Annotated in this window: 23 protein-coding genes and 1 riboswitch; of the genes, 8 read left to right on the plus strand and 15 right to left on the minus strand. The window is 74.0% G+C overall.

The window, feature by feature from the left end; translation table 11 throughout:
• Positions 1-134 precede the first annotated feature (134 nt).
• The 9 genes from cobJ to MTDSW087_RS07410 are packed head-to-tail and all read right to left on the minus strand — an operon-like array spanning position 135 to position 9,718.
• Positions 135-896: a precorrin-3B C(17)-methyltransferase gene (gene cobJ / locus MTDSW087_RS07370; protein WP_144762315.1), complete on the minus strand. Its 762-nt coding sequence runs from the start codon at positions 894-896 to the stop codon at positions 135-137.
• Positions 893-1,675 carry a precorrin-2 C(20)-methyltransferase gene (locus MTDSW087_RS07375; protein WP_144762318.1) on the minus strand — a complete coding sequence of 261 codons (783 nt, stop codon included), beginning with the start codon at positions 1,673-1,675 and terminating at the stop codon, positions 893-895. The genes cobJ and MTDSW087_RS07375 overlap by 4 nt, the downstream gene beginning before the upstream one ends.
• The gene (locus tag MTDSW087_RS07380; RefSeq protein ID WP_144762321.1) at positions 1,675-2,307 is read right to left on the minus strand and encodes a precorrin-8X methylmutase; all 633 of its coding nucleotides are present in this window, start codon (positions 2,305-2,307) and stop codon (positions 1,675-1,677) included. Before MTDSW087_RS07380 ends, MTDSW087_RS07375 begins: the two co-directional genes overlap by 1 nt.
• Positions 2,304-3,764 carry a precorrin-3B synthase gene (cobG, locus tag MTDSW087_RS07385; protein WP_144762324.1) on the minus strand — a complete coding sequence of 487 codons (1,461 nt, stop codon included), beginning with the start codon at positions 3,762-3,764 and terminating at the stop codon, positions 2,304-2,306. Before cobG ends, MTDSW087_RS07380 begins: the two co-directional genes overlap by 4 nt.
• Positions 3,761-7,291, minus strand: a complete 3,531-nt coding sequence (cobN, locus tag MTDSW087_RS07390) for a cobaltochelatase subunit CobN (protein ID WP_144762327.1) — start codon at positions 7,289-7,291, stop codon at positions 3,761-3,763. The genes cobG and cobN overlap by 4 nt, the downstream gene beginning before the upstream one ends.
• A gap of 32 nt (positions 7,292-7,323) precedes the next feature.
• The gene (cobW, locus tag MTDSW087_RS07395) at positions 7,324-8,358 is read right to left on the minus strand and encodes a cobalamin biosynthesis protein CobW (RefSeq protein ID WP_144762329.1); all 1,035 of its coding nucleotides are present in this window, start codon (positions 8,356-8,358) and stop codon (positions 7,324-7,326) included.
• A gap of 12 nt (positions 8,359-8,370) precedes the next feature.
• Positions 8,371-8,763: a DUF1636 family protein gene (locus tag MTDSW087_RS07400; protein ID WP_144762332.1), complete on the minus strand. Its 393-nt coding sequence runs from the start codon at positions 8,761-8,763 to the stop codon at positions 8,371-8,373.
• Positions 8,756-9,520 (minus strand): CbtA family protein, encoded by a 765-nt coding sequence (locus MTDSW087_RS07405; RefSeq protein ID WP_144762335.1) that lies wholly within the window; start codon positions 9,518-9,520, stop codon positions 8,756-8,758. Before MTDSW087_RS07405 ends, MTDSW087_RS07400 begins: the two co-directional genes overlap by 8 nt.
• A 21-nt stretch (positions 9,521-9,541) precedes the next feature.
• Positions 9,542-9,718, minus strand: a complete 177-nt coding sequence (locus MTDSW087_RS07410) for a CbtB domain-containing protein (protein ID WP_144762338.1) — start codon at positions 9,716-9,718, stop codon at positions 9,542-9,544.
• Positions 9,719-9,755: 37 nt separating this feature from the next.
• A riboswitch (cobalamin riboswitch) is annotated at positions 9,756-9,943 on the minus strand.
• 112 nt (positions 9,944-10,055) lie between these two features.
• Here MTDSW087_RS07410 and cobU point away from each other — a divergent pair.
• The 4 genes from cobU to MTDSW087_RS07430 all read left to right on the plus strand — a co-directional run bounded on the left by cobU (position 10,056) and on the right by MTDSW087_RS07430 (position 14,050).
• Positions 10,056-10,556, plus strand: coding sequence for a bifunctional adenosylcobinamide kinase/adenosylcobinamide-phosphate guanylyltransferase (cobU, locus tag MTDSW087_RS07415; protein ID WP_144762341.1), 501 nt, complete (start codon positions 10,056-10,058; stop codon positions 10,554-10,556).
• Positions 10,553-11,167, plus strand: a complete 615-nt coding sequence (gene cobO, locus MTDSW087_RS07420) for a cob(I)yrinic acid a,c-diamide adenosyltransferase (RefSeq protein WP_144762344.1) — start codon at positions 10,553-10,555, stop codon at positions 11,165-11,167. The genes cobU and cobO overlap by 4 nt, the downstream gene beginning before the upstream one ends.
• Positions 11,168-11,180: 13 nt before the next feature.
• Positions 11,181-12,638 (plus strand): cobyric acid synthase, encoded by a 1,458-nt coding sequence (locus MTDSW087_RS07425; protein ID WP_186383770.1) that lies wholly within the window; start codon positions 11,181-11,183, stop codon positions 12,636-12,638.
• Positions 12,639-12,706: 68 nt separating this feature from the next.
• Positions 12,707-14,050: an MFS transporter gene (locus MTDSW087_RS07430; protein ID WP_144762347.1), complete on the plus strand. Its 1,344-nt coding sequence runs from the start codon at positions 12,707-12,709 to the stop codon at positions 14,048-14,050.
• A 4-nt stretch (positions 14,051-14,054) separates the two neighbouring features.
• On the opposite strand, the gene cbiB is transcribed toward MTDSW087_RS07430, so the two are convergent.
• The gene (cbiB, locus tag MTDSW087_RS07435) at positions 14,055-15,071 is read right to left on the minus strand and encodes an adenosylcobinamide-phosphate synthase CbiB (RefSeq protein WP_144762350.1); all 1,017 of its coding nucleotides are present in this window, start codon (positions 15,069-15,071) and stop codon (positions 14,055-14,057) included.
• Here cbiB and cobD point away from each other — a divergent pair.
• A complete protein-coding gene (gene cobD, locus MTDSW087_RS07440; protein ID WP_144762353.1) occupies positions 15,048-16,121 on the plus strand; it encodes a threonine-phosphate decarboxylase CobD in 1,074 nt (357 codons plus the stop codon). The two genes, cbiB and cobD, sit on opposite strands and share 24 nt — an antisense overlap.
• Here cobD and MTDSW087_RS07445 read toward each other — a convergent pair.
• Complete coding sequence (locus MTDSW087_RS07445) at positions 16,080-17,231, minus strand: MFS transporter (RefSeq protein ID WP_144762356.1); 1,152 nt, start codon at positions 17,229-17,231, stop codon at positions 16,080-16,082. The two genes, cobD and MTDSW087_RS07445, sit on opposite strands and share 42 nt — an antisense overlap.
• 265 nt (positions 17,232-17,496) lie before the next feature.
• Here MTDSW087_RS07445 and MTDSW087_RS07450 point away from each other — a divergent pair, with 265 nt between their 5' ends.
• Both MTDSW087_RS07450 and MTDSW087_RS07455 read left to right on the plus strand, forming a co-directional pair.
• A complete protein-coding gene (locus tag MTDSW087_RS07450) occupies positions 17,497-17,700 on the plus strand; it encodes a hypothetical protein (protein WP_144762359.1) in 204 nt (67 codons plus the stop codon).
• A 125-nt stretch (positions 17,701-17,825) separates the two neighbouring features.
• The gene (locus MTDSW087_RS07455) at positions 17,826-19,235 is read left to right on the plus strand and encodes a malonyl-CoA decarboxylase (RefSeq protein ID WP_144762362.1); all 1,410 of its coding nucleotides are present in this window, start codon (positions 17,826-17,828) and stop codon (positions 19,233-19,235) included.
• Positions 19,236-19,415: 180 nt separating this feature from the next.
• Here MTDSW087_RS07455 and MTDSW087_RS07460 read toward each other — a convergent pair whose 3' ends face one another.
• Positions 19,416-20,084: a hypothetical protein gene (locus tag MTDSW087_RS07460; protein WP_144762365.1), complete on the minus strand. Its 669-nt coding sequence runs from the start codon at positions 20,082-20,084 to the stop codon at positions 19,416-19,418.
• A 172-nt stretch (positions 20,085-20,256) separates the two neighbouring features.
• Here MTDSW087_RS07460 and MTDSW087_RS07465 point away from each other — a divergent pair, with 172 nt between their 5' ends.
• A complete protein-coding gene (locus MTDSW087_RS07465; RefSeq protein ID WP_144762368.1) occupies positions 20,257-20,760 on the plus strand; it encodes a hypothetical protein in 504 nt (167 codons plus the stop codon).
• Between the two features lie 56 nt (positions 20,761-20,816).
• Here the strand turns inward: MTDSW087_RS07465 and MTDSW087_RS07470 are convergent, their stop codons facing one another.
• The 3 genes from MTDSW087_RS07470 to MTDSW087_RS07480 all read right to left on the minus strand — a co-directional run bounded on the left by MTDSW087_RS07470 (position 20,817) and on the right by MTDSW087_RS07480 (position 23,827).
• Positions 20,817-21,449, minus strand: a complete 633-nt coding sequence (locus MTDSW087_RS07470) for a Crp/Fnr family transcriptional regulator (protein ID WP_144762371.1) — start codon at positions 21,447-21,449, stop codon at positions 20,817-20,819.
• An 89-nt stretch (positions 21,450-21,538) separates the two neighbouring features.
• Positions 21,539-22,864, minus strand: coding sequence for a flavin monoamine oxidase family protein (locus MTDSW087_RS07475; RefSeq protein ID WP_144762374.1), 1,326 nt, complete (start codon positions 22,862-22,864; stop codon positions 21,539-21,541).
• A 27-nt stretch (positions 22,865-22,891) separates the two neighbouring features.
• Positions 22,892-23,827: a Kelch repeat-containing protein gene (locus MTDSW087_RS07480; protein WP_144762377.1), complete on the minus strand. Its 936-nt coding sequence runs from the start codon at positions 23,825-23,827 to the stop codon at positions 22,892-22,894.
• Between the last annotated feature and the right edge of the window lie 33 nt (positions 23,828-23,860).

Genomic DNA, 23,860 nt, shown 5'->3' on the forward strand with positions numbered 1-23,860 from the left:
GCTCATCCGGAATCGCCCCCTCACCGTCGGCTGCCGCCTCGCCACGCTCCCCACCGAGGAGGAGACGTGGCCCTCTCCCCGCACGCGGGGAGAGGGGAGGCCACGGCTTCCGAAGAGACCATCCGGAAACGGTCTCATCGCGCGGCGACGCTCCGCGCCGTGTAGACGAAGGGGCGCTGCCCCAAGCCGCGCGGAATCAGCCGCGTGGTCGAGGCGCCGATCAGCACCAGGGTCGCCATGTCGGCCGGGGCTTCGCGGGCCTCGGCCAGCGTCATCACCCGGATCGCCTCGTCCGGCCGGCGGACCGCGCGGGCGAAGGCCACCGGGGTCTCGGCCGCCCGGATCCCAGCCGCGATCTCCAGCGCCGCGCCGAGCTGCCAGGGGCGCGCCTTCGAGATCGGGTTATAGAGTGCCACAACGAGATCGGCCCGCAGCACGGCCTCCAGCCGGGCGGTGACGACCTCCCAGGGCTTCAGGTTGTCGGAGAGCGAGAGCGCGCAGAAATCGCCGCCGAGCGGCGCGCCGAGGCGGGCGGCGGCGGCGAGCATCGCGGTGATGCCGGGCTCCACGGTGATCGCGAGTTGCCGCCAGGCCGGGTCGCCGTGATCCACCGCCTCGAACACCGCCGCGGCCATGGCGAAGATGCCGGGATCGCCGCCTGAGACCACCACCACGTGGCGGCCCGCGGCGGCGAGCTCCAGCGCGTGGCGGGCGCGGTCGATCTCGACGCGGTTGTCGCTGGCATGGCGCACGAGGCCGGGCCGCTCCGGCACGCGGGCGACGTAGGGGATGTAGCCGATCAGGTCCTGCGCCCTGTCGAGGGCGGCGCGGGCGGAGTCGGTCATCAGGTCCGGGTCGCCGGGCCCGAGGCCGACGACCGTCAGGCTGCCCGTCACGGGCGCCGCCCCTGGCCCGGCACCAGCACCATCGAGAAATAGGGCGCCTCGTCGTCCGCCTTCTCGGCGAGCGGCACCACGCGCTCGCCCGCCATGGTGCCGCGCTCCACATAGACCGCGCGCTCCAGAAGGCCGGCCTCGCGCAGGGCCGCACGCACCTTCGGCAGGTGGCGGCCGAGCTTCATCACCACGGCGGCGTCGGTGCCGCGCAGGCGCTCGGCCAGCACGGCGGCCGATAGGGTCGCGGGCAGGACGGTGAGCACGTCGTCGCCCCACGTGATCGGCGTGGCCGCCCGGGTCCAGCAGCCGGACATGCCGGTGACGCCGGGCACCACCTCGACGGGGAAGCGGTCCTTCAGGCGGCGCCAGAGATGCATGAAGGAGCCGTAGAAGAAGGGGTCGCCCTCCGACAGGATCGCCACGTCCCGGCCCGCGCCGAGATGGTCGGCGAGGCGGCCGGCCGCATCGTCGTAGAAGGCGGCGAGCGCGGCCACGTAGGCCGGGTCCTCCGGGTGCAATTCGGTGGTGTAGGGATAGGCGAGCGCCATCTCGCGGGTCGGGTCGCGCACCACCGCGTCGGCGATGGTGCGGGCGTTGCCGCGCCGGCCGCGCTTGCAGAAATGGACGAGGACGGGCGCCCGCTCCAGCACGCGCAGCGCCTTCAGGGTCAGGTAGTCCGGATCGCCCGGGCCCATGCCGACGCCGTAGAGCGTGCCGGTGGTGACCGGGGCCGGGGTCTCGACCGTCTCGAGGCTCTCCGTCACGAGGCCGGCTTCCATCACTCGACCTCGTTCGCCAGCGCGTTGACGGCCGCTGCCGTCATGGCGCTGCCGCCGCGGCGCCCATGTACCACGACGAAGGGCACGCGGCCGTCGCGCGCCAGCGCCTCCTTGGATTCCGCCGCGCCGACGAAGCCCACGGGGATGCCGATCACCGCCGCCGGGGCGCCCACGCCCTGGTCGAGGAGTTCGAGCAGGCGGAACAGGGCGGTCGGCGCGTTGCCCACCGCGACCACGCTGCCGGGCAGGTGCTCGCGCCACAGCTCCATGGCCGCGGCGGAGCGGGTGGTGCCCATCTCGGCGGCGAGCGCCGGCACGCGCGGGTCGCCCAGCGTGCAGATGACGTCGTTCTTCGCCGGCAGCCGCGTGCGCGTGACGCCGTCGGCCACCATGCGCACGTCGCAGAGGATCGGCGCGCCGGCCTTCAGCGCCGCCTCGCCCTTGGCGGCGAAATCGTCGGACATCTCCACGTCGGCCGGCAGGTCGGTCATGCCGCAGGCGTGGATCATGCGCACCACGACGCGCTCGGCGGCGCCCGACCAGCGCGCGAGGTCGGATTCCGCGCGGATCATCGCGAAGGATCGGGCGTAGATCGCGCCCCCGTCGCGCAGGTAGTCGAGGCGCGCGCTCATGGTCTTGTCCTGAACAGGTCTTCGAGGTTGGCCGTTTGCGCCCCTCTTACGCGTTCGAGAGCCGCCTCGATAGTCAGCCATTCGACCGGAGGATCGCCGGCCGTGCCGCCCGGCACGGCGCCGTAGAGACCGTCCGCGGCGACGAGGGTGAGGGCGCTCCGCCGCGGCTCGGCGCAGCCCTTGGCGCAGCCGGAGACGTGGGCGCTGAGCCCCCGCGCCGCGAAGGGCCGGAAGGCCTCGGCGAGACGGGCGGCATCGCGGAGCGTCGGCGTCGAGCCGGAGGCGCAGGCGGGCGCGCCGGGGCAGGCGGCGACCGCGCGGCGGGGGTCCTCCGGGTCGGTGACGAACTCCGCCGCGAGGCGGGCACGCGCCGTCTCGGCGCGGGCCGGATCGACGGCGAGGACGAAGCCGCGGCTGGGGCTCAGGCGGATGTCGGAGGCGCCGGCTTCGTCGGCCGCGTCGGCGAGGCGAGCGAGCATATCCGCGGTGCAGCGCCCGAAGGGGGCGTCGACGGCGAGGATCGCGAAGGGCTGGCGTTGCCGTCCCCCCTCTGCGGGGGAGGGCCTGGCGTCAGAACATGGGTGCGAACCGCGACAGGCCCCCTCTCCCGTTCGGGAGCGGGCTGGGGTGAGGGATGAGAATTCTACGGAGAGATCGCGACGGTGCGGTGGCTCCGCCCTTTCCGGAACATTCTCGACCCTCACCCTGTCCCTCTCCCGAACGGGAGAGGGGACCCGCGCCTTGTCCTGCAGCGTCGCTTCCTCGGCTCGGCTCTCTCCGTTTCTGGGAGAGGCGAGCGCGGCGCGCTCGGCATCGGTCAGGTCGCGCATCCGGCGCGCGCCGGTTCGGGCGAAGGCTCTCAGAAGGTCGGCGACCGCCTCCGGAAGCGCGCCCTCGGGCCAGGCACCGAGCCAGACCGGCTCCGCCCCGGTCGCCAGCCCGATCGCGGCGCGGCCGAGCGCGCGCGCGCGGACATGGATGTCGGCCTCGATCCCGGCGAGGTCGCAGGCGCCGCCGGCCTCCACCGCGACCAGGGTCTTGGCCGGCAGCGGCGCCACCGCGCGGCCGAGCGCCTCGATGCCGGCCGCCACGGCGTGGCCGTCGATGAGGGCGCCCGCGTCGAGACCGCAGAGGGGGCTCGTGAGGGTCAGGCGCTGCGGGCCGCCGTCGCCGCGGCTATCGCCGAGGCCGATCACGGTGAGCGCCTCGGCCAACGCCCCTTGCGTCTCCGGCCGCACGCCGCGGACCTGGAGATTCGCCCGAGCCGTCACGTCGAGATGGCCGTTGCCGAAGGCGCCCGCGGCCTTGGCGACGGCCCGCATCTGCTCCGGGTTGAGCAAGCCGAGGGGCGGGTGGATGCGGGCGAGGAGCCCGTCCCCGGTCGGCATCGGCCGGGCGAGGCCGGGGCACCAGCCGCGGCGGGCAGGCGCCGTCGGGAGGACGCGGCGGCCGCTCATTCGGCCGCCTCCGGCATCAGGGCGTCGGCCGGCATGGCGTTGCGGCGGGTCTGCCAGAGTCCGCGAGCCCGCAATTCCTCGAAGCGCGCGAGGATGGCACGGGCGGCCTCGGGATTCGCGACTCGCAGGCGCTCGAACACGGCGGCGTCGGCGATCCAGGCGCCGTAGAGCCGGTCGAGATCGGCATGGGACACGGCGTCGGTGGTGGCGGCGAGCACGAAGACGGCGTCGATGCCCTGCGCCAGCTCCTGCGCGCCGCGATGGCCGTGGGCGAGCTGGGCCGCGATCCAGGCCGGGGCCGAGAGCCGGGCGCGCACCAGCCGGGCCACGTCCTCCCGCGCGGTGCGGGCCTTCGGGCGCTCCGGCTCGGACACGTCGAGGCTGAACAGGGCAGGGCGGGCGCCGAGCGATTCGGCCGCGGCATGGAAGCCGCCGAGGGCGTCGGCGGCGGCGTCCCCGTCGAGGAGGTCGCGCTCGGCCACGTCGAAGGCGTGGAGATAGGCGTCCGCCCGCGCCACCCGCTCCGCGAAGCTGCCCGAGGGGCCGGCCGCGTCGCCGTAGGCGTGCGTGGTGGCGTTGAGATAGGCCGCGCCGAGATCCTGCCGCCGCGCCCAGGCCCCGTCGAGGGCGGTCTCGGCCGCGCCCGCGCCGTAGCGGCCGGGGGCGGCGCCGAAGACCCGAGCCGGATCCTCGCCGCGCCGCCGCGCGGCGGCGAGCGGGTTCTCCTCGTCCGGCTCCTCGCGCAAAGCCACGGCGCGGGCGGCCCGGTCGATCAGGGCGAGCGTGTCGGGAAAGGTGTCGCGGAAGGCGCCCGAGATGCGCACCGTCACGTCGATGCGCGGGCGCCCGAGCAGGGCCGGAGGCAGCACCTCGAACCCGGTCACGCGGGTCGAGGCATGGTCCCAGAGCGGGCGCACGCCCATGAGGTGGAGGGCATGGGCCACGTCCTCGCCGCCGGTACGGAGCGTCGGCGAGGCCCAGAGGTCCATCACGACCCGCTCGGGATAGGCGCCCTCGTCCTGCAGGTAGCGCGTCACCACCGCCTCGGCGGCCTTCGCGCCGAGCGTGGCCGCGGCCCGGGTCGGGATGGCGCGCGGGTCGAGGGTCGTGAGGTTGCGGCCCGTGGGCAGCACGTCGGCCCGGCCGCGCGTGGGGGAGCCGGAGGGGCCCGGCGCCACGAAGCGCCCGTCGAGGGCGGCGATTAGGCTCGCCCGCTCGGCCGCCGCGCTGGCGCGGCGCGGGGGCGAGGCGTCCTCGGGCGCCCGGCCGAAGACGTGGAGCCCGTCGCGGAAGGCGGTCTCGCCGAGGTCGCAGAGATGCGCGTCGAGGGCGGCCAGCGCCTCCGGCATCGGCGTGCCGGGCGCGATGCCGGCTCCCGAAAGGTGGCCGAGCGCCTCGGCCTCGTCGAGGATCGCCCGCGCGATCAGCGCGGCCCGGCGCGGGTCGAGGAGACTGGCGGCGGCATATTCCTCCACCTGCTCGCGCAGGCGCATGGTCTCGGGCTCGCGCCCGCCGCGCTGGATCTCGGGCGTCAGGTGGCCGAGCGCGATGCCGCCGAGCCGGCGCTTCAGGGGGGCGGCCTCGCCGGGATCGTCCACGATGAAGGGGTAGATGACGGGGAGCGGGCCGACCGCCAGCGCCGGCCAGCAGGTCGGGGACAGGGCCACCGCCTTGCCCGGCAGCCACTCGGTGGTGCCGTGCGTGCCGAGATGGATCAGCGCGTCGAAGCCGCCCTGCAAGCCGAGATGGAAGGCGAGATAGGCGTGGGTCGGCGGCTCGTCGGGATCGTGGTAGCCGGCCTTGCGGTCGCCGGCCCGGCCGCGATCGGGCTGGAGGAAGACGGTGAGGCCGCCCCTTGCGCGGGCCCCGGATTCCGGAAGCGCGCGGGACTCGCAACAGGCCCCCTCTCCCGTTCGGGAGAGGGTTGGGGTGAGGGGCGAGAGCTCTACGGAGTGGTCGCGACGGTGAAGCGGCTCCGGCTCAGTTCGATCCGGATATTTCTCATCCCTCACCCTGTCCCTCTCCCGAACGGGAGAGGGGACCCGCGCCTCAGCCGGCAGCGTTGCGCCACGCGCCCCGGCAGCCTCGACTGCCCTGAACCGGAAGGCGCTGTCCCGGCAGGCAGGGTCGTCCTCCGGCGCGCCCCAGCGCTCGGCGAGCGCCGTACGCGCCGTCTCCGGCAGGCGGCCGAGCCACGCGGCGTAGTCCGCGAGGCTCACCGTGAAGTCCGGCTCGCCCGTGGTCAGCGCCTGCATCAGGTCCGGCCCGTCCGGCAGCGCGCCCACGCAATAGCCGGCGGCGGTGAGGTCCGCGGCGATGGCCCGGGCGCTTTCCGGCGTGTCGAGGCCGACCGCGAACCCGGCCCGGCCGCCGCGGGCGGGATAGTCGGAGAGCACCAGCGCCAGACGCCGCGCGGCCCGGCTCTTGCGGGCGAGGCGGATCCAGGCGGCGGCGCGGTCGGCGAGCGCCGCGATGCCGGGGGCGTCGGGCACGCCCCGGCGCTCGGCGAAGCCCGCGACCTCCGGTGCCTCCGCCTTGAAGGAGATCGGGAAGCCGGCGAGCCGCCCGTCGAATTCGGGCAGCGCCACCTGCATGGCGAGGTCGGCGGCGCCGAGGCCTCGGGCGGAGGCCTCCCAGGCCTCCCGGGCCGCGCCCACCGTATAGGCCTGCAGGACCGGGCAATCGGCCGCGTCGAGGACGAAGCCCGCATCCTCGCGGGCGGCGAAGGCGGTGGCGGCCACGATCAGGTCGGGCCGGCGCGCCGCGATCGCGGCCCGCACGGCCTCCACCGCCTCCGGGTCCTTCAGGCTGGAGACGGCCACCACCAGCGTGCCGATCCCGCGGGCGGCGAGCGCCGCCGTCAGCGCCGCGGCCGGGGCGAGGTCGCCGCCGAGCGCCGCCGAGCGGTAGATCAGGACGAGGGCGTGCCCCTCTCCGGTGGCGGCGCCGGCGGCGAGCGCCTGTTCCAGCGGCACCGGCCCGCAGCCGGGGCAGCACGGGAAGCCGCGCGGCAGCGGCCGGGGCTCGGTATAGGCGAGGTCGTGGCCGATCTCGGCCGCGAGCCGGCGCAGCATCTGCCTCAGGTTCTCACGGCCTCCCGCGCGGAAATAGGCGTCGAGGACGGAGGCGAGCTCCGGCGCCGTGGCATAGGCGGAGAGCCGCGGGTCCGGCCGGTCGTCGCCCGGAAGGACGACGAGGCGCACGCCGTTCGCCCGCGCGGCCTCGGCGCAGCGCTCGATGCCGTAGCGCCAGTAATCGAGCCCGCCGAGGCAGCGGATCACCACCAGCTTCGCCCGCGCGATCACCTTCTCGACGTAGAGATCGACCGAGAGCGGGTGGCGCAGCCGCGCCAGCCTGGCGAGGCGCAGAGCGGGCAGGGACGCTCCCTCGGCCGCCGCGGCCTCGGCGATGCCGGCGAGGTCGGAATCGGTGAAGGACAGGACGACGATGTCCCCGGGCTCCTGGCCCAGATCCACCGCCGCCTCGCCTTCGTCGAGGGAGACCGTATCGATGCGGACGAGGTGCATGCCGCGAGCCTAAACCCGGGGCCGCTCTGCGCCTAACCGGCGAGCGCGGCGGCGACCGCGTCCCTGTCGAAGCCCTTGAGGCCGATCACCACGAGGGTGCCGTCGCGGGGCTCGCCGGCACGCCAGGGCCGGTCGAAATGGTGGCTGACGCGCCGGCCCACCCCTTGCACCACGAGGCGCATCGGCTTGCCCTCGACCTCGGCGAAGCCCTTGATGCGCAGCACGCCGTCCGTCTCGGCGGCCTTCTCGACCCGGGCGGCGAGGTCGGCGGGGGTCACCGCCGGGCGCACGGACAGGGCGACCGTCTCGAAGTCGTCGTGATCGTGGTCCTCGCCCTCGCCGTGATGCGAGGGGCGGGCGTCGAGGTCGTCCTCGGCCGCCGCGCCGAGGCCGAGCAGCACGCGCGGGTCGATGGCGCCGTTCTCGGTCTCCACCACCTTCACGGCGCGGGGCAGGTGCCCCTCCACCTCGGCGCGCACCCGGGCGCGGGTCTCCGCGTCGATCAGGTCGGCCTTGTTGAGCACCACGAGGTCGGCGCAGAGGAGCTGGTCCTCGAATACCTCTTCCAGCGGGTTGTCGTGGTCGACCGCTTGGTCGGCGGCGCGTTGCGCCGCCAGGGCCTCCGGGTCCTCGGCGAAGACGCCGGACGCGACGGCCGGGCCGTCCACCACCGCCACCACGCCGTCCACCGTGACGCGACCGCGGATCGCCGGCCACTGGAAGGCCTGGACCAGGGGCTTGGGCAGCGCGAGGCCCGAGGTCTCGATCAGGATGTGCTCCGGCGGCTCGGGCCGCTCCAGCAGCGTGGTCAGGGCCGGCACGAAATCGTCGGCGACCGTGCAGCAGATGCAGCCGTTCGGCAGCTCGACGATGGAGTCCTCGGTGCAGCCCTCGACGCCGCAGGCGGCCAGGAACGACTTGTCGAAGCCGACATCGCCGAACTCGTTGACCAGGATGGCGAGGCGGCGCCCGCCGGCATTCTCGACCACGTGGCGCACCAGCGTCGTCTTGCCGGCCCCGAGGAAGCCGGTGACGATGGTGCAGGGGACCTTCTGGACGATGCTCATGGATCGAGCCTCTCAGCCCGCGCTGGGTGCGGGAAACGGGGGGATGCGGGCGACGACGCCCTTGCGGAAGGCCTCCGGCCGCTCGCGCCAGGGCACGATGCCGTCCGCGGTCGCGGCGTAGCGGCCGAGGCCGTCGAGAATGGTGCGGGCGGAGGAAGCGGGGTCGAGATCGCCGTAGACGTAGGTCCAGCGGTCGGGGCTCGCCACCGCCACCGTGCAGGGCCGCTTGCAGACCGAGAGGCACTCGACGCCCTCGATCCGGAGGCCCGCCGCCGCATCCGTCTCCGGGCGCCCGGCGATCTCGGCACGCAGGGCGTCCAGCAGGCGCGCCCCGGCGCGGGGCGCGTCCGGAGCATCCTCTGCCGCCCGGCAGGTGGTGCAGACATAGAGGACGGTCTCAGGCACGGGCCGGCCCATTCGCTGCCCGCCCGCGTCCGAAGACCTGCCAGGCCCAGCCATAGGCCAGCCCGATCACCGCCCAGAACACGAAGCCGACCGCCAGCGAGCGGGCGGCGAACTGGGCCGCGAGGCCGGCCGGCAATTCGGATTTCGTGGCCGCCACCTCCGGCGCACCGACGACATGCGGCGCGACGATCAGGACGAGGCCGCCGACGATGCTGATCGCGGCGCGGCGGATCGCGATGAGATAGAGCCCCATCCCGGTCGCCACGGCGGTCATCAGCCACCAGGCCTGACGCGCGGCGAGCGGCGCCGCCTCGCTGCCGGGCAGTTCCGGCGGCAGGCCGAGGCCGGGCGCGAGCGCCACGCTGAGGAATCCGGCGATCGCGAAGCCGAGCGCGCGCTCCGGCGTCGGCTCCCGGCCGAGCGCCAGCATCACCGCGCCGAGCAGCAGCGCGTAGCCCACGCCGCCGATCAGCGTCGCGAGCCCGGTGAAGGCCATGCGCGGCAGGCCCTCGCCGGGCTGCCATTCGCGCGGTGCGTCCGGGGCGGCGCCGTGGTCGTGGCCGCCATGGACGCGCTGGAGATGCGCGTGGACGATCGGCAGGGCAGGCGATCGACTCTCGGCCGCCTGCGCGTCGCGGGTCTCGTAGCGCTCGGCTTCGAGGATGAGCGGCGAGGTCAGCGAGAGCTGGAGGCCGGTCGTGACGACGGCCGCGAGGAAGCCGGCGGCGAGCGCCGCCGACAGGAGCCGGCTGATCATGAAGCGGGTGGCTTCAGGCGGTCAGTGGCAGGGGAAGTTCTGGGTGTGGCGGAAGTCGTGCGCCGCGTTGTGCAGGGCCGCGGCGGGCGCGAAGCCGGCGCAGAACACGAGGCCGAGGCCGAGGAAGGCCGCGAGCACGATCGCCGAGAGGCGCTCGTTCGTGCGGGTGCCGGACAGGGTCTGGATCGCGGTCGTCATGGCCAAATCTCCGGCCGCCCCACCGGCGGCGTTGCGAGGGTCTTCCCGGTGGACGGCAGGTCTCCTGGCTCGCGGATCCTCGCGCCTGCCGCCTTCCCGGATCGTGCCGGTGGCTGGTGGCAGGAACTCGCCGCTCACAGTTGCGGGGGCAGCCGCGGAGTCGGGTCTCCCCTCACCGCATTCCCTTTTCACCCCCGAAGGGGCACCGTCCAGGATCGCTCATAGCCTGTCGCGGGCGGGCGCACAACGCGTCGCCAGCGGGACTTTCGGCCGGCTGGGCTTTGACGCCCGGGGAAACCGGAGGCAAAGGGAACCCATGCTTCAGGCCGGATCCCGGATGACCTTGGTGCTCGGCGGCGCGCGCTCGGGCAAGAGCGCCTATGCCGAGGCGCTGATCGAGGCCGCGCCCGCGCCCTGGACCTATTGCGCCACCGCCCAGGCCTTCGACGACGAGATGGTCGAGCGCATCGCGCTCCACCGGGCGCGGCGCCCGGAGGGCTGGGTGACGCGGGACGTGCCGATGGCCCTGCCCGAGGCGGTCGCCGCCGCGCCCGGCCCGGTGCTCGTCGACTGCCTGACCCTGTGGCTCACCAACCTGATCCTGGCCGAGGCGGATGTGGGGGCCGCCGCCGAGGCCTTGCGCGCGGCCTGCCGCGCGGCGCCGGGGCCGGTGGTGCTCGTCGGCAACGAGGTCGGCCTCGGCATCGTGCCGGAGAACGCGCTCGCTCGCCGCTTCCGCGATGCGGCCGGGCGCCTGCACCAGCAGCTCGCGCAGGATTGCGACCGCGTCGTCTTCATGGTGGCGGGGCTGCCCATGATCGTGAAAGGACAGGCATGATCGAGGAGTCCGACAACGAGGCCGCGCGCCACCGCGACAAGATGGCCAAGCGCAAGGCGGTGCAGGACGCCGAGGTGGCGGGCAAGACCATCGAGAAGGGCCTGCTCATCGTCCATACCGGCCCCGGCAAGGGCAAGACCACGGCGGCGCTCGGCCTGATGCTGCGCGGGCTCGGGCGCGGCTGGCGCGTCGCCTGCGTGCAGTTCATCAAGGGCGGCTGGGACACGGGCGAGCGCCGCGCCGTCGAGGTGTTCGGCGAACGCATCTCCTGGCACACGCTCGGCGAGGGCTTCACCTGGGAGACCCAGGACAAGGCGCGCGACATCGCCGCCTGCCGCCACGCCTGGGAGCGGGCGGAGGCCCTGATGGCCGATCCGACGATCCGCCTGATCGTCCTCGACGAGCTCAACATCGCGCTCCGCTACGACTATCTCGACCTCGCGGCGGTGGTGGACGCGCTCCGGGCGCGCCGGCCAGACCTCCATGTCGTCGTCACCGGGCGCAACGCCAAGCCAGAGTTGATCGAGGCCGCCGACCTCGTCACCGAGATGGGCAGCGTGAAGCACCACTTCGCCGCCGGCGTGAAGGCGCAGGAGGGGATCGAGTTCTGATGGGCGCCCGCGCATGACCCGCGCCCTGATGATCCAGGGCACAGGCTCGGATGTCGGCAAGTCGCTGATCGTCGCGGGCCTCGCCCGGCTCTTCGCCGGCCGCGGGCTGCGGGTGCGCCCGTTCAAGCCGCAGAACATGTCGAACAACGCCGCCGTCACCGCGGATGGCGGCGAGATCGGCCGCGCCCAGGCGCTCCAGGCGCGGGCGGCAGGGGTCGCACCCTCGGTCCACATGAACCCGGTCCTGCTGAAGCCGCAGAGCGAGGTCGGCGCCCAGGTCGTGGTGCAGGGCCGCATGCTCGCCACCGTGAAGGCGCGCGACTACCAGGCCTGGAAGCCGCGGCTGATGCAGGCGGTGCTCGACAGCTTCGTGCGCCTGCGCTCGGAGGCCGACCTCGTTCTGGTCGAGGGCGCGGGCTCGGCCTCCGAGGTGAACCTGCGCGCCGGCGACATCGCGAATATGGGCTTCGCCCGCGCCACCGACACGCCGGTGGTGCTCGTCGGCGACATCGACCGCGGCGGCGTCATCGCGAGCCTCGTCGGCACCAGGGCCGTGATCGATCCGGAGGATGCCGCGATGATCCGCGGCTTCCTCGTCAACCGCTTCCGCGGCGATCCGAGCCTGTTCGCGGACGGCATGCGCCGCATCGCGGAGGCCACCGGCTGGCCGGCGCTCGGGCTGATCCCGCATCTGCCCGAGGCCGCGCGACTCCCGGCCGAGGACGTGCTCGGGCTTGCCGGCTCCGCCCCCGGCGGCGGTGCCCGCGTGCGGATCGCCGTGCCGGTGCTGCCGCGCATCGCCAATTTCGACGACCTCGACCCGCTGCGGGCCGAGCCCGGCGTCGAGGTGGTGCTGGTACGCTCCGGCGAGGCGATCCCGGGGGACGCCGCGCTCGTCCTGCTGCCGGGCTCGAAGACCACGATCCCCGACCTCGCGGCGCTTCGCGCGGAGGGCTGGGACATCGACATCCAGGCCCATCTGCGCCGCGGCGGCCGGGTGCTCGGGCTCTGCGGCGGCTACCAGATGCTCGGGCGGACGCTCTCGGACCCGCACGGGATCGAGGGCGCGCCCTGCACCGTGCCTGGGCTCGGCCTCCTCGACGTCGAGACCGTGATGACGCCGGAGAAGCGGCTCGTCGCCGTCACCGGCACCAGCCTCGCCGACGGCCTGCCGTTCACGGGCTACGAGATGCATATCGGCGAGACCGCGGGGCCCGATGTCGCCCGCCCGCTGCTGCGGCTCGCCGATGGCCGCCTCGACGGGGCGGTCTCGGCGGACGGGCGGGTCTGCGGCACCTACCTGCACGGGCTCTTCGCCGACGATGGCCAGCGCGCCGCTTGGCTCGCCCGGCTCGGCGCGGCCTCGGACGGGGCCTCCTACGAGGCCGGCGTCGATGCGGCGCTCGACGCGCTCGCGCGACACCTTGAGGTTCATGTCGACTGCGACAGGCTGCTCGCGCTGGCGCGCTAGCGCATCCGGTCTAAGTCTGTCCCTCCACGCCCCCGCATGAAGGGGCGGGAGCCGGAAGGAGGAGCCCGATGACGCCACCCCCGCCGCAGGTCGACGCGCGCCTCGCGCACGACACGGTCCGCACGGTGACCCTGCGGTTGATGCCGCTCCTCGGGCTGATGTACCTCATCGCCTATATCGACCGGCAGAACATCTCCTACGCCAAGCTCCAGATGGTCGGCGATCTGGGCTTGAGCGAGAGCGTCTACGGGCTCGGCGCGTCGCTGTTCTTCCTCGGCTATTTCCTGTTCGAGGTGCCCGCCAACGTGATCCTGGAGCGGGTCGGCGCGCGGCGCTGGTTCGCCCGCATCATGTTCACCTGGGGCCTGATCACCGTGCTCCTGGGTTTCACCCAGAACACCACGATGTTCTACGTGCTGCGCTTCCTCCTCGGCGTGGCCGAGGCCGGCTTCTTCCCCGGCGTGCTGTTCGCGCTCACCCTGTGGTTCCCGCAATCGCACCGGGCCCGGATGATCGGCTGGTTCATGATCGCGAGCGCCTTCGCCAACGCGGTCGGCGCGGCGATCGGCGGGGCGCTGCTCGACCTCGACGGCGTCCTCGGTCTGAAGGGCTGGCAATGGGTCTTCGTGGCGACCGGGCTGCCGGCTCTGATCCTCACGGTCGTGGTCCTGCGCATCTTGCCGGACGGCCCAGAGCGGGCGCCCTGGCTGACACCCGAGGGGAAGGCGTGGCTCGCCCGGCAGCTCGCCAACGAGCGCGAGAGCGGGGGCCAGGTGGAGCACCACAACCCCTTCGCCGCGCTGCTCGACCGGCGCGTCTGGATGCTCGCCTCGGTCTACATCGCCTTCCCGCTCGCGGCCTATGGCTTGAGCTACTGGCTGCCCACCGTGGTGAAGAGCTTCGGGGCCTCGAACACCGCCAACGGCTTCATCAACATCATCCCCTGGATCGTCACCGCGCTCGCCCTGTGGTGGGTGCCCCGCCGTGCCGCGCGCACGGGCGACCAGATCTGGCACGTGGTGGTGCCGGGGCTCGTCGCGGCCATCGCCCTGGTGCTCAGCGTGGTGCTGCCGGGCTCGGCGGTGAAGTTCGCCTGCCTCTGCGTGGCGGCGGCCGGCGTCTTCTCTGCCCAGCCCGTATTCTGGTCCCTGCCGCCGACCTTCCTGAAGGGCGCGAGCGCGGCGGCCGGCATCGCGGCGATCAACTCGGTGGGCAATCTCGGCGGCTTCATCGCGCAGAACGCGGTGCCCTTCATCCGCGACAAGACGGGCAGCAACCTCGCGCCGATGTACTTCCTTGCCGCAGCGCTGGCGCTCGGGGCCTGCCTGATGTTCGTCGTCCTCACCGCGCTCCGCCGCGACGCCGCCCGCCGCGGCGCCCCGGTGGAGCCGGTCCTCCCGCGCACGGCGTGAGCCGTCAGATCAGGAAGCCCAGCGCCGCCGCGCCCGCGGCGAGGCCCCAGAGCAGGATGCAGGCGGTGCGGTAGAGGGCGAGCGCCCGCTCGATATCGGCGGGGCCGGCCTCGGGCCGCCCGTCGCCCATCCAGGCATCCTCGACCACGCTGCCGCCGTAGACCCTCGGGCCCGCGAGCGCGAGCCCGAGCGCCCCGGCCATGGCCGCCTCGGGCCAGCCGGCATTGGGCGAGCGGTGCTTGGCCGCGTCGCGGCGGATCGCGGCGAGGGCCTCGCGCGGGCTCCCCGCCCCATCGCGGGGGGAGGGGAAGGCCTGAAGCGCTGCCGCTGCCACGATCAGCCCGGCGGTGAGCCGCGAGGCCGGCAGGTTCACGAGGTCGTCGAGGCGGGCCGCCGCCCAGCCGAAGGCCGCGTGGCGCGGGGTGCGGTGGCCGATCATGCTGTCGGCGGTGTTGACCGCCTTGTAGAGCGCGCCCCCGGGCAGGCCGCCGATCCCGATCCAGACGGCCGGCGCGACGATCCCGTCCGAGAAGTTCTCGGCGAGGCTCTCGATGGCGGCGCGGCAGACGGCCGCCTCGTCGAGGGTCCCGGGGTCGCGCCCGACGATCATCGAGACCGTCCGGCGTCCCCCCTCCAGCCCCTCGCCGCGCAGAGCCGTGGCGACCCGGGCGACGTGGTCGTGCAGGCTGCGCTGCGCCGGCAGGCTGGCGCAGAGGAGGGCGAGGGGGACGAGCCCGGCAAAGGGGCCCGCGAGCCCGGCGAGCGCCGTCAGCGTCAGCGCCGCGGCCCCGACCACGGCGAGGAGGACGAGTACCGCCAGCACGCCGCCCGCGCGTCGGCGGGCGAAGGAGCCCCGGTTCAGCGCGGCGTCGAGGGCCGCGATCAGCCGGCCGATCCAGGTGACAGGGTGGCCGAGCGCCCTGTAGAGCGCGTCCGGATAGCCGGCAGCCGCCTCGATCGCGAGGGCGAGGGCGAGGACGGCGAACGTCAGGGGCGGATGAGCGAGCGCAAGCCAGGACATCTGTTCGGCACTTCCGAGGCCGCGCCCGTGGCGCATGGCGGCGACCTCGAAGCCGCGCGCGCGCTGTTCCCGGGCGCGCCCGAGCCCTGGATCGACCTCTCGACGGGGATCAATCCGGTTCCCTATCCCTGGCCGGCGCCGGACGCCAGCCTGTGGCAGCGCCTGCCCTCCGCAGCCGACGAGCGGGCGCTGCGCGCCGCGGCGGCCGCGGCCTACGGCGTCGCCGATCCGGCCTGCGTGGTACCCGCGCCCGGCACGCAGATCCTGATCGAGACCCTGCCGCGGCTCCTGGCCCCGACAAGCGTCGCCGTGGTCGGGCCGACCTATGCCGAGCACGCGGCCGCCTGGATCCGCGGCGGCCACGCGGTGCGCGCCGTGGCCGGTCTCGCCGAGGCCGCCGGGGCGATGGTCGCGGTGGTCGTCAACCCGAACAACCCGGACGGGTCTGTCCACGCGACCGGCGACCTCCTCGCCCTGGCGCGGGACCTTGCCGGGCGCGGGGGCTTCCTCGTGGTGGACGAGGCCTTCTGCGACCTGGAGCCGGCGGAGAGCCTTGGGGCCCATCTCGTGCCGGGGCTCGTGGTGCTGCGCTCCTTCGGCAAGACCTACGGACTCGCCGGACTCCGCCTCGGCTTCGCGCTGGCGCTGCCGGAGGCGGCGCGGGCCATCGCCGCGGCGCTCGGGCCCTGGGCGGTGTCGGGACCGGCGCTCGCCATCGGCCGGGCCGCGCTCGCCGACCGCGACTGGCTGAGCCGGACCGCTGCGGAGCGGGCGGCCGATGCCGGCCGCCTCGACCGGATGCTGGGGCGGGCCGGCTGCACGCTCGTCGGGGGGACCAGCCTGTTCCGCCTCGCGCGCTGCCCCGACGCGCCCGCCCTGTTCCGCCGCCTCGGCGAGGCCGGGATCTTCGTGCGCCGCTTCGCCGAGCGGCCGGACCTGCTCCGCTTCGGCCTGCCCGCGGGCAAGGACCAGTGGTGCCGGCTCTCGCGGATCCTCAAGCCGGCGGCGTCAGCGCCGCTCGGTCAGGGCGAGGACGAGGGCTGCGCCTGAGAGGATGAGGCCGACGGCGCAGACGCCCAGCCATCCGGCCAGCAGGAAGGCCCGCGAGCCGGCATAGGCTCCGAGCGCCCCGAACACGAACATCGTGGCGAACAGCACGGTGTTGAGCCGGCCGCGCGCACCGGGCACCAGGGCGTAGACCCGGGTCTGGTTGGCGATGAGCGCGCCGTTGATGCCGATGTCGATGAGCAGCACGCCGAGCGCCACGGCCAGGAGCGACCATTGCCCGCCCGTCCACAGCACCGCGAAGGCCGCGATCACGAAGAGCGCCCCGGCGATCACCACCGGCCGCGCCCCGCGCGTGTCGGCGAAGCGGCCGGACATCGGCGCCACTAGGGCGCCGGCCACGCCGATCACCCCGAACAGTCCGGCGCCGGCCGCCGTGAGATTGAACGGCTCCGCCTCGACCAACAGCGCCAGCGTCACCCAGAAGGCGTTGAAGCTTGCGAACAGCAGCGCCTGGACGAGACTGGAGCGCCGCAGGATCGGCTGGGTGCGCGCGAGATAGAGAATCGAGAGCATCAGCGCCCGGTAACGCAGGGGCTTGGTCTGCGGCGTGTGCGGCAGCGTGGCCGCGGCGATGGCGGCCATGGCGAGCGACACGCCGGCCGCCGCCACGAAGACCGCCCGCCAGCCGAGATGCGCGCCGACGAAGCCGCTCACCGTGCGGGCGAGCAGGATGCCGGAGAGCAGCCCCGTCATCACCTGCCCGACGATGCGCCCGCGACTCGCATCCGGCGCGAGCTCGGCGGCGAAGGGCACGGCCTGCTGCGCCGCCGAGGCGAGGATGCCGATGAACAGGCTCGACAGGGCGAGAAGCGCCAGATTCGGGCTGAGGCCCGCGGCCACCAGCGCGAGCGCCAGCGCCAGGAGCTGGGCCACGATCAGCCGGCGCCGCGGCAGGCTGTCGCCCAGCGGCACGAGGCCGACGATGCCGAGGCCGTAGCCGACGAGGCAGCCGGTCGGCACCCAGAGTGCCGCGCCGTCGCCGAACTCGGCCACCAGCAGCGCGAGCAGCGGCTGGTTGTAGTAGATGTTGGCCACCGCCCCGCCGGCGATCAGCGTCAGCCCGAGGCGCGCACGCGCGGTGAGTGGTGGCATCGAATCGTCCGTCAGGCGGGGGAGAGAGGCGAGGTCGAGGGCGGCAGGGGCGCCCCGTGCGGCCGGCGGTCTTTCGAACCGGCGGCCGCGCTCCCATATAGGTCCATCCACGGCCGAATCCGCCGTCGAGGCATGCGCCGTCCGCATCGGCGCCGCGCGCCCTTGGCGAACGCGCGATTATCGTCTCACATATGGGTAATCCATCTCGGATCCGTGTGATTCGCGACGGAGGCGGCCTCAAGTCAAGACGACATGGGAGTTCCGTGTGGCGAACTACCGCATCGATTTCTCGAAGGAGATCCTGGGCGTCCCGTTCACCGTGGGCACGGTGGACATCCAGCGCGCCCGCGGTCCGGATCGCGCGCTCCGCGCGGCCGAATTGCGCTTCGCCCGCCAGCACGGCGTCGGCGACTGGCGTGAGCGCGCCGACCGCGCCGTGATCGCGGACGACGGGGCGATCCGCCCCTGACGCGGCCTCCGGCGCGCCGGCCCGCACTGGCCGGGCCGCCACCGCCGCCTTAAAACGGCGTTGCCGGCGGCGAGATCGTCGCGAGGCGCGTCCGATCCGGGGCGAAGTCACAGGTCGGGCGGAGCATGGCGGCGATCTCATTCTTCGGCGATCTCCTGCAGACGATCAGCGACCGCGGCCGCGACCTGATCGGCATCGCCCGCGGCGACATCGCCGCCCGGGCCGACCCGTCCGAGTTGGTCCGGCTCTGCGAGGACCTGATCTCGCGGCGCGGCGAGGCCTCGGGCGTGGCGCTCGCCCGGGCGATCCTCGACCGCTACGCCACCCTGTCGAAGGCGGAGCGCCTCGACTTCCTGCGCCACATCGCCATCGATTTCGACGCCGATCACGCGGCCGTGAACGCGGCCATCGCGGCCTACCGCACCGATCCGACCCGGGCCCGCCTCGGCCTGCTGCACGAGGCGGCCGAGCCGCGCAGCCAGGAGCTGATCCGCCGCCTCAACCTCGCCCGCGACGGCACCCTCGCCCTGGTGCGCATGCGCGAGGACCTGTTCGACCTGCGGAAGTCCCTGCAGGAGGATCCGGCCAGCATACCGGACCTGGTCGACGCGGTGGCGAGCCTCGACCGCGATTTCGAGCACCTCTTCGCCTCGTGGTTCAACCGCGGCTTCCTGGTGCTGCGCCACATCGACTGGACCACGCCGGCCCATATCCTGGAGAAGATCATCCGCTACGAGGCGGTGCACGAGATCGCCGACTGGGCGGATCTGCGCCGCCGCATCGAGCCGAAGGACCGGCGCTGCTTCGCCTTCTTCCACCCGGCGCTCGCCGACGAGCCTCTGATCTTCGTGGAGGTGGCGCTCACCGACGCCATCGCCCCGGCCATCGCGCCGATCCTCAGCCAGGAGCGCACGCCGCTCTCGCCCCGGGCCTTCAACACCGCGATCTTCTACTCGATCTCGAACTGCCAGAAGGGCCTCGCGGGGGTCACCTTCGGCAACTTCCTGATCAAGCAGGTGGTGGAGGACCTCGCCCGCGAGATCCCGAGCCTCAAGACCTTCGTCACCCTCTCGCCGGTGCCGGGCTTCTCCGCCTGGCTCGAGCGCGAGCGCCGGGCCGACGTGCCCCAGGGCCTCACCCGTGAGGACGTGGAGGCCCTGCGCCTCCTCGACGAGCCCGACTGGTCCACGGACAAGACCAAGGCGGATGCGGTGCGCAAGGCGCTGATTCCGGCGGCGGCGGCCTATTTCCTGCGCGCCAAGAACCCCCGCGGCCGGCCCCTCGACCCAGTGGCCCGATTCCATCTCGGCAATGGGGCGCGGCTGGAGCGGATCAACTTCCTCGGCGACGTCTCGCGAAAGGGGCTCCGGCAGTCCCACGGCCTGATGGTGAACTACCTCTACGACCTCTCGGCGATCGAGAAGAACCACGAGACCTACGCCAATCTCGGCACGATCTCAGCCTCCCCGGGCGTCTCGCGGGAGTTGCGCGCCAACCTGCCGCCGCCACGTGCGGTGGCGCTCGCCGAGGCGTGAATTCCCGTCGAGGCCCTGTCCCTAGAGGCGTTCGGTTCGCTGCCCGAGCGAGGCGCGGGTCCCCTCTCCTGAACGGGAGAGGGGGCGCGGTGAGCCTGCTCCGCGATTGTCGTGCTTCGCCGGCGGGCGTGCTCCGAGCACCCGCGGGGACTCTGTCCAAAGCCTGTCGAAGATGATTCTTTACCCGCAGGGCAGGGGGAAGCGTTGCGCCTGGAAGCCGCCGCCCTCGGCGACCGTGATGGCCGCGACCGTGCGGGTGCGCGGCCCGCGCCCCGCATCGCAGCTCTCGCTCACCACCTCGGGCAGGGTCTGGACCTCTGGCGCCGTCTCCGTCGCCGGATCGAGGCGGAGGACCGTCACCGCCGAGATGCTCTGGCCCATGTTCATGACGGTCGATTCGAGCAGCACCTCGTCGCGGCCGTCCCGGTCGGCATCGGCGCTGGCGACGAGGCGCTGGAACTGGGCCTTCGTCGTCAGCCGGTAGAAGCGGGGCGCCGCGCCCTCGGCGAGGACGAGGAGCACGGGCGCGGGCGCGTTCGGGAAGGGATCGATCGCCACCGGCGCCTTCTGCTGGATCAGGTAGATCCGCTCCCGGGTTCCTGTCGTCGTATAGGCGCCCCGCGCATCGCCGATGATCGCGAAGCTCCGGCCCATATCGGTCCGGATCGCCTCTGGCGCCCCCTCCAGGGCGCGGGCGACCGCCGCGCGCTCGGCCGGCGCGTAGCTCGGCCACTGCGTCCGCACCTGCGGGTTGCGGTAATCGAGTACGAGCCGCGGCGCGGCCATGCCGGGGCTCCCGAGAAGCGCCACGAACCCGGCCGCGAAGCCCATCCACCGCATCGCCGCCATATCGTCTCCTCTCCTCCGTCGATCGCGGCCGAGGCTGGGCCAGGGGATGGACGGAATCGTGGCGGCCGAAGCCCGCCCGTATTGCCCCGCCGCCCGGGGTGTGCAGCCTCACGCCGCGCGAGCCCCCGGGATGCTCGAATGCCGGCGGCTGCGAGAGACGGGGAGGGGACGGGTGGCGGCAGGGGGATATGTCGTTCGGGACGATGCGGTCCGCGTCGCGCGGGAGCTGGGGCGGCTGGAGGCGCTCGCCGATCGCAGGCGGCTGCGCGTTCGGATGCTGCGGGGCCTGCGCGGCGCCCTCGGGGCCGGCGCGACGTTCCTCACCCTGATCAAGCTGAAGCTCGCCGGCTCGCTCGCGCTCAAGCTCGCGCTGGCGGGGCTGGTCGGGCTCGGCCTCGCCTGGCCGATCACGGCGCTCGCCGTGCTCGGCGTCGTCTGGCTCGTGCTCTCGGTCGTCCTCCTGATCGTCGGCCTGTTCGAGGGAAACGCCTCCGCGCACGATCTCAGCCCGAACTGCGACTGGCCCTGCGCGTGCGGGCAGCGGGAGAAGCGGGCGGCCCGGCTCAAGACGCTGATCGAGAGGCGGCGGACCTGGCTCGCGGACCGCGCCGGCACGGTCCCGAGCCCGCGCGGCGAGGCGACGGGGTCGGTGCGCGGGGCCACCCGCCGCCGGTGAAGCCGTGACCGGGGTCGGAGGCGGACGCGCTGGGCCGGGCCCCTCGGAGCACGTCGCTAGAGCACGTCGCCCTCGGCCGGGGCTGGCTTCTTCGCCTTGTCGAGCTGGGCGCTCTGGAACAGGCGCTCGCTCGTGAGCTTCAGGAAGTAGAAGCCGAATTCCGGGTTCTGGTAGTAGAGCTGCTTGACGTCCGAGTAGGAGACGCACAGGGCGCGCCCCGCCTCGACGCAGACGAGGGAGGCGGTGCGGGTGTTGCCCGGCGAGAGCAGGCCGAGCTCGCCCACGATGCCGCCCTTGCGCACCTCGAGCCCGTATTCGGGGATTTTGAAGACGCCGCTCTCGACGTAGTACATCTCCGTGGCCGGGTCGCCCTTCTGGAACAGCACCTCGTCGACGCCGAAGGACCGATCCGAGCCGAAGGGGCGCAGCCAGTCGAGGGAGAGGTCGCCGTCGGCCGCCTTCTCCACGTCGCGCACGAGGCGCAGCATCTGCCAGAGCCGGAAGGCGTTGAACGGGATCTGGATCATCTCGGTCAGCACGACGGGCATGCTGTCGATCAGGAACCCGTAGGTGATGACGGCGCAGCTCGCCAGCAGCGCGATGATCCTGAGCGGGATCATCGTGCTCATGGCCGAGGCCGAGATGGTCAGCGCCGTGCCGAGATAGCCGATCGCCTCGACCCAGTTCATCCGGGGCTCCCACACATCCTGCCTGGAACGGGATGCATGTTCGCGCCGCCCCGGCAAGGCGGGCGGACCCTCCCGCCCGCTCGCGGCGGCTACCCTGTGCCCGCGCGGATACGCTCGGCCGCCGCGAGCCCCGCCCGCGTGCCTTCCTCGAAGGCGCCCCCCGCCGTCCCCCATTGCAGGCGGGACAGGGCCTCGCCCGCGAACCAGATCCGCCCGGAGACCGGCGCCTGGAGGGTGCGGCGTGCGCCCGCATGGCCCGGCGGCACCACGGCCCAGGAGCCGCGCGACCAGGGATCGTGCCGCCACGCGCTGACCGCCGGAATGGTCAGGCCGCGCAAGGCGGAGGCCGGGAAGTGCTCGCGCAGCACCTGCCGCACGTGCCGGCGCGCCGCGTCGGCATCGCCCCCGGTCGCGTCGACCGCGGCGGCGCCCATCGTGTCGAGTTCGTAGAAGTGGAAGGCGCTGCCGTCGATCCGCGAGAGCAGGCCCGGGGGTGCCTGCCGCCCGCCGGCCATGCTGACGAGGCGGTCCGGCCCTCGGAACGGGCTTTCCGGCCAGTGCAGCACCGCGTGCTCGTAGATGCCGGTGCTGAACCCGTCGATGGCCGCGCGGGTCTCCGGCGGCAGGGCGGGGGTGAAGGGCAGCGTCCGCCGCAGCACCATCGTCGGCACGGTCACGACGACCGCCCGCGCCCGCAAGGGGCCGGACTCGGTCGCGACGGTGACGCCCTCGCCCGACCAGTCGATGCCGGTCACTGGCCGCGACAGGGCGATCGGCAGATCCTCGGCCAGCCGGGCGAGATAGGCGCCGTAGCCACCGGCCAGGAAGAAGTTGTCGCCGTACTCCATGCTCGGGAAATCGTGCAGCGACACCTCGCGCAAGGGGCGGCCCGAGACGAGGCCGTGCACCTGCACGACGCGTTGGCCCCAGGGGCCGAGGCCTGGCGGCAGGGCGCTCGCGGCCGGCCGGTCCGGCCCCGCCTCCGCCGCACCCGCGGTCATGGCGCGGTCGGCGAGGTCGAAGGCTTGGGCCGAGGCGCGGATCTCGGCCGGCGTCCCGCGGCGGCGCCCGACCCAGACATGGCCGAGCTGGGGCGACCGGCGCAGGCGCTCGCCGCGGGCGAGGCCGAGCTGGACGAGGGGATTGATCGGGCCGGCATGCAGCCAGTGCGCGCCGAGATCGACCGCGTGGCCGCGGATCCGCGTGGTGACGGTGCGGCCGCCGACCCGGTCGCGCGCCTCCAGCACGGCGACGGCCACGCCCTGCTCGCGGAGCGCACGGGCCGCCGCGATGCCGGCCGCACCCGCGCCGACCACGATCACCTCCGGCTGCTCCGGCAGTGGCGCGAGGCGGGGAACATGGCTCGGGCGGTGGCGGGCATGCTCGGGCCGGCCCTGGCTGATCCGCGAATCCATGCGCGAGGCGATGTCCCTATCCCAGGTTCAGGGCGCGAGTACCTCGACGGTGCCGGACCTGTCGCCGCCGGGGCGCGGGCTCCCGGTCAGGGTGTAGATCCGGCCCTCCCAGGCGACCGCGTCGAAGCCGTGGCGCGGCGTCGGCAGCTTGGCAAGGGTGCGCCAGGAATCCGTCCGGGGATCGTACGACTCGACCTCGGCGAAGGTCCTGCTGCCGGATTCTCCGCCGATCACCAGCACCGCGTCCCCGAGCACGGCCGAGGCGGCGCCGCTGCGGGCGGTCGGTAGGGGCGCGCCCGCCTGCCAGCGATCCGTGGCGGGATCGTAGATCTCGGTGGCGGCGAGGTTGCGGTCCGGATCGCCGTCGCGCCGGCCGCCGATCGCGACGATGCGGCCCGCCATCGCCTGCACCGCGAGGTGGTCGCGCGGGGTCGGCAGCTTGGCGGCCGTGGCCCAGCTGTCGCGCGCGGGGTCGTAGACCTCGTGGGCCGGGTCGTTGGCGCCGCCGCTGGTGCTGCCGCCGACCACGTGGATGCGCCCGTCGAGCAGGGCCGCGCCGCCCGCCGCGCGCGGCGTCGGCATCGGCGCGCGCGGCGTCCAGGCATCGGTGGCGGGATCGTAGGCGAGGACCTCGCCGCTCGCGGTCCAGCCCTTCACGTAGCCGCCGAACACGTAGATCCGGCCGCCCTGCGCCGCGGCCATCGCGTGGTGGATGGGGTGGGGCAGGGGCGCTGCCCGGCTCCAGCGGTCGCCTGCGAGGTCGTAGACGAGGAGTTCGGTGGCGCCGTTGTAGTCGCCGATCACGTAGGCGCGCCCATCGAGGGCGGCTACCGTCACCTCCGAGCGCGGGGCCGGCGCGGTCGCGGCCGGCCGCCAGCGCAGGGGCTCGTGGGCCAGGACGGGCGCGGCGAGGAGGCAGGCCGCGGCAAGGGCGGCGAGACGGTTCGAGAGGCGGTTCGGCATGCGTCCGGTCCGGGGAGGCCTCGCGGGGAACGC

Origin of the sequence: Methylobacterium dankookense, assembly GCF_902141855.1 — a bacterium.
GTDB classification, from domain to species: domain Bacteria; phylum Pseudomonadota; class Alphaproteobacteria; order Rhizobiales; family Beijerinckiaceae; genus Methylobacterium; species Methylobacterium dankookense.